This window comes from Bacillus sp. 05T31, assembly GCF_056396725.1.
On record NZ_JBFTMA010000730.1, the window covers coordinates 1 to 2202 of the forward strand.

The following is a 2202-nucleotide window of genomic DNA, read 5'->3' on the forward strand; positions in this document are numbered from 1 at the left end:
CGATTCGACTGTATATGTTCCATCTTGATATACAATCTTCGTCACACTAGCATTTTCCACTCCAAGTTTTGTTTTACTACTGTCTAGCATTTCAATTAATGCAGTAATCAAAAGCCCATGAACGACAACTAAGACGTTGCCACCTCCATTTTTAGCAGCTTTTTCACTAATTTTATCAATCTCTGTTTTTATACGAGTAGAAAATAATTCCCAATCTTCCGCCTGTTTCGTAGGATCTGCTGCTCTAATAAGATTAATCACTTCTTGAATAGAAAACTTCATAAGTTCTTCTGGTGATGCAACGCCCGCAGCTTTTCCAACCACATCCCACATATTTTCAAGTTTTTCACCTTCAAAAATACCAAAATTTAATTCTCGTAAATCTTTTCTTTTCTCAAGTTTCAATTTTGATTGCTCACTATATTTTAGTACTAAATTAGCAGTTTCAATCGCTCGACCGCTATCACTACTATACGCATTCGCAAAATGAATATCTTTTAATCCCGTTCCCAAATTAGAGGCAACTTCCACACCTTTTTCTACTAACGGAGAGTCTGCCCAACCTTGCGCGCGATGATTCGTATTTAATATTGTTTTACCATGTCTTGTAACATATAACGTAACTACATTCTCATTGCTATCTGTTTCTCGCTTCTTCATTCTATTCTCTCCCTTTACATTTCTATATCGATTTTACCATCTCAATTATTCATTGAGCAAAATATACGTAAGTAGATCTGCTTAATAAAAAAAGCTATCTTTCTGTATATCCCTACAAAAAGATAGCATCTTTTATGATTACATTTCTTAATCGATTCTCCTACTCAGCAAAAGCACTCGAATATTGTACAACTCCTTCTACACCTTGAAGAGCATTCTCTCTAAGTTCCATCGCCATAAACACTTCATCAGGTACTTCAAATGGTGCTTTTATATTCCACTCACTTGCTTTCTTAAAATCAAATTTCGGATAGTAYTCTGRATGYCCTAATACYACAACWGAWYCATATCCWAGTTCTTTCGCYTTTTCTAAAGCAGCTACGATAAGTTTTCCGCCAATTCCTTTTTTCTGATGGCCCCTAGCAACTGAAACTGGTGCGAGYGCTAATGATTCTACAGAAGTTSCRYCTTGYTCTATCKTAATTTTYGATAACATAATATGCCCGACTATTTCCTCATCTACTGCAACGATTGATAATTCAGGAATAAACGCGTCACATTCTCTAATACGTTTTACAAGTTCATGTTCCTTTTTATCACTAAATTCTTCATTTRAAAATGCTTGTTTTACAACTTCTTCWGTYTTACTAYAATCATTTTTTTGTTCTTGTCTAATCGTTACCATTTTATATTATCCTCTATTCTTTCTTATTTCTTTTTCAATTTTACGAAGCGCTTTTTTCGATCCACGCTCAATATCGTGTTGCATTTTTCTTTCTTTATAATCAACAAATAGTGTATTTAAATCATATCCTTCTGGGTATAATTCTTTCGCCGCTACCTCTAAAGTAATACGTTTYACATTCACTTCAACGAATTCACCGTTATAATATACAACGACATTATAGAAATTATCTTTTTCTTTATATACAATCCCGAAATCGTTATGATCTAACAATTTCACACGGTCRCCGATTTTATATTCATAGTCATTTTCTCTTTTTTCTTGCACSAWTTTYGGTTTTCTAATYTTACTTTCATTCACTTTTTCTAKAGCGTATTCTTTATTTSCCATATACTCTTTCGCTCTTTGCAGTACATGTTCTCTCACATTCATTTTATTCGCAATCCAAAGTGCATTACTTTCACCTGATTTACCGATCACTAATTTATAAAGTGGCTCTAGTGTTTCACTATTAAATTGCATTGCTGCGTTCATAAAATCAYCRTGCATTTCTGAAAARCGYTTWATTTCACCGTAATGCGTACTCGCAATTGTAATACATCCCGCAAGGTAAAATTCTTCTAAAATAGATATCGCAAGCGCCGCACCTTCATTCGGTTCTGTACCGCTTCCTATTTCGTCAAATARYAGTAAYGTATTATTATTTGACATCCTCATAATTTCAGATAGATTTTTCATATGAGATGAAAATGTACTTAGTGCATTTTCGATACTTTGGTTATCACCAATGTCTACAAATATATTTTCGAAAATAGCAATTTCCGTTTCTTTATCTCCAGCGATATGAAGGCCTGACA

Annotated in this window: 3 protein-coding genes; all 3 read right to left on the reverse strand. The window is 33.8% G+C overall.

Annotation, left to right across the window (positions count from 1 at the left end):
* Positions 1–660 (reverse strand): histidine phosphatase family protein (locus tag AC1DJR_RS27390; RefSeq protein WP_477003980.1); only part of this gene is annotated, 660 nt, incomplete at its 3' end.
* A gap of 160 nt (positions 661–820) precedes the next feature.
* Positions 821–1345 (reverse strand): GNAT family N-acetyltransferase, encoded by a 525-nt coding sequence (locus AC1DJR_RS27395; protein ID WP_477003981.1) that lies wholly within the window; start codon positions 1343–1345, stop codon positions 821–823.
* 6 nt (positions 1346–1351) lie between these two features.
* Positions 1352–2202: MutS-related protein (locus AC1DJR_RS27400; protein ID WP_477003982.1), on the reverse strand; the 851-nt coding region annotated here is incomplete at its 5' end.